General features: G+C 74.7%; 2 protein-coding genes and 1 pseudogene. 2 read left to right on the plus strand and 1 reads right to left on the minus strand.

The genetic code is table 11. The annotated features are described in order from the left end of the window. Window positions 1-772: PP2C family protein-serine/threonine phosphatase (locus tag N4P33_RS34850; protein WP_260830917.1), on the minus strand; the 772-nt coding region annotated here is incomplete at its 3' end. A gap of 174 nt (window positions 773-946) precedes the next feature. On the opposite strand from N4P33_RS34850, the gene N4P33_RS34855 reads away from it, so the two are divergent. Both N4P33_RS34855 and N4P33_RS34860 read left to right on the plus strand, forming a co-directional pair. After that, a complete protein-coding gene (locus N4P33_RS34855; RefSeq protein ID WP_260830916.1) occupies window positions 947-1396 on the plus strand; it encodes a hypothetical protein in 450 nt (149 codons plus the stop codon). Between the two features lie 120 nt (window positions 1397-1516). Further along, a pseudogene (locus N4P33_RS34860) lies at window positions 1517-2137 on the plus strand (hypothetical protein); the annotation flags it as partial.

Here is a 2137-nt window from a genome sequence, read left to right on the forward strand (position 1 = left end):
CCGCCTCGACCATGTCCCGCCGTGCCACCGGGAACCCGATCAGCACGGCGGTGGCGAACCGGTCCACGCCGTCCCGCGACCCCAGCGCCCGCAGGCGTCCGCGCTGGCGCAGCAGCCGGGCCTCCAGGTGCTCGGCGACCACCGTCAGCTCCGGCTCGTGGTACGCGGCCTCGCGGAAGGCGCTGAGCAGCGCGGCCGCCGCCTCCACCGCGCCCAGCCCCTTGCCCTGCACATCGCCGACGAGGACCCGCGTGCCGTGCGGGCCCGGCTGGATGTCGTAGAAGTCGCCGCCGACGTCCGCCTCGGCGTCGGCGGTGAGATAGACGCCCGCGTGGTCGAGTCCGCCCCAGCGCGGGGGCAGCGGGCGCAGCACGGTGCGGCGGATGATCTCGGTGACGGTGCGCATGCGCACCATGCCGCGGTCCCTGCGCACACGGGCCGCGCAGGCGGCGACGGCGAGGACGCCGCCGACGGCGGTGAGGAGGAAGTCGGACGTGCCCTCCCGGTACTCGCGGGGCCAGGAGTCGTCGACGACGGCGTACGTGACGACCGCGAGGACCGCGATCACCGCCGTCTCCCGCACACCGCACATCGTGGCGGCGACGCCCGGCACCAGCACGGCCCAGGAGATGAACCGGACGTCGCCGGTGGTGCTGAAGTCGGCGACCACGATCACGGCCAGCATGACGACCGGCGGAACCCAGGCGACACTGTGTCCGCGCACCTGCAGCGGACCGGCGAGGTCGACCGGTTCCCTGCGCCGGATGCGCAGGTCACGCCGGCGTCTGACTTGGCTCACGGCCCCAGCGAAACACGCGCCCGAAGCGCGCGCATCCGCGTCCTTGGGGGCTCTCCCGCGCCCTTGCGCTCTCTGACTTGCCCGCGGGCCGTGGCAGGTGTGCTCTGGAAGCGAGGCGGACGGGGGCGACGTGGAAGGAGCACCCTCATGGCTCACGCGGCACCGAGAGCGGGACTGGCGGACCAGCGCAGGACCGGAACGCCGGACGTCTTCAGCGAACGCGTCCACACCATGGCACGGCTGGGCATCCCCGTCGTGCTCGGCCTGATCTTCGGCTACTGGGCGGCGGCCAACGCGCGGCGCGGCGGCCCGATCACCGGCTGGAACCTCCTGCTCGGCTTCGTCTCCGCCGCCGCGTTCATCGTGGTGTACCTGGCGTTGCAGGCCGTCGCCCCGAAGCTGCCGAGAGAGCTCCACGCGGTGGCCTGGGGCGCCTTCACTGCCATCGCGGTCGGCTTCCTGGTCAGCCAGTCCGACGAGAGCGTCCTGCGCTCCGCCTGGCTGGGCCTGATCTCCGGCGCGGGCGTCTTCGCCATCCTCTTCTACCGCTACTACTCCCGCGAGGACGGCCGCGGCAGCAGAGCGGGCCACACCTGAATCCACCCGTCCGGGTGAACCCCGGGGCACCCGTCCGTATGCGCACCGGTCGCGGGTGCCGGCGCGGGCGCCTTGCCTGGAAGGGTGCGCGGCGGCGAGGAACGAGACGGAGCCGGGCGGATGCCGTCCGCCCGGCTCCGCGACGCGCTGGCGGCGGCACTGGTCGGCCTCGCGTGTCTGCTGGCGCCCTGCGCCGCGTTCGCGGCCTGGGCGGCGTACGGGCTGGCCGACACCGGACGGTACGTCAGCGCGGTGGCCCCGCTGTCCGCCGATCCGGCCGTGCGCGAGGCGGTCGCCGACGCCGTCGGGGACGGGGTCGTACGGGAGCTGGCCCCGGGGCCGATGCGCGGCACCATGGGTCCCTTCGTGCAGGACGCGCTGCGGTCGTTCACCCGGACCGAGGCGTTCCGCACGGCGTGGGAGGCGGGGAACCGGGCCGTCCACGGGGCGGTGCTGCACGCCCTGCGCGACGAGCGGTCCACGCCGGGCCCGGTCACGGTGGACCTGGCACCGGTCGTCGCCCAGGTGAAGAGCCGACTCGCCGCCGATCATGTGCCGTTCGCACACCGCATCCCCGTCCGGCACACCGAGATCGCGGTGCTGCCGGCCGAGGACGTGCCCGGACTCCGGAAGGGGTACCACGTGCTGAACACCGCCGCCGTGTGGCTGCCGCTCGCGGCCGTCGCCCTCGCGGTCACCGGGATCGCCGTGGCCGCGTGCCGCCGCCGCGCCCTCGCCGCG

This window comes from Streptomyces sp. 15-116A (assembly GCF_025290915.1).
Classification (GTDB): domain Bacteria; phylum Actinomycetota; class Actinomycetes; order Streptomycetales; family Streptomycetaceae; genus Streptomyces.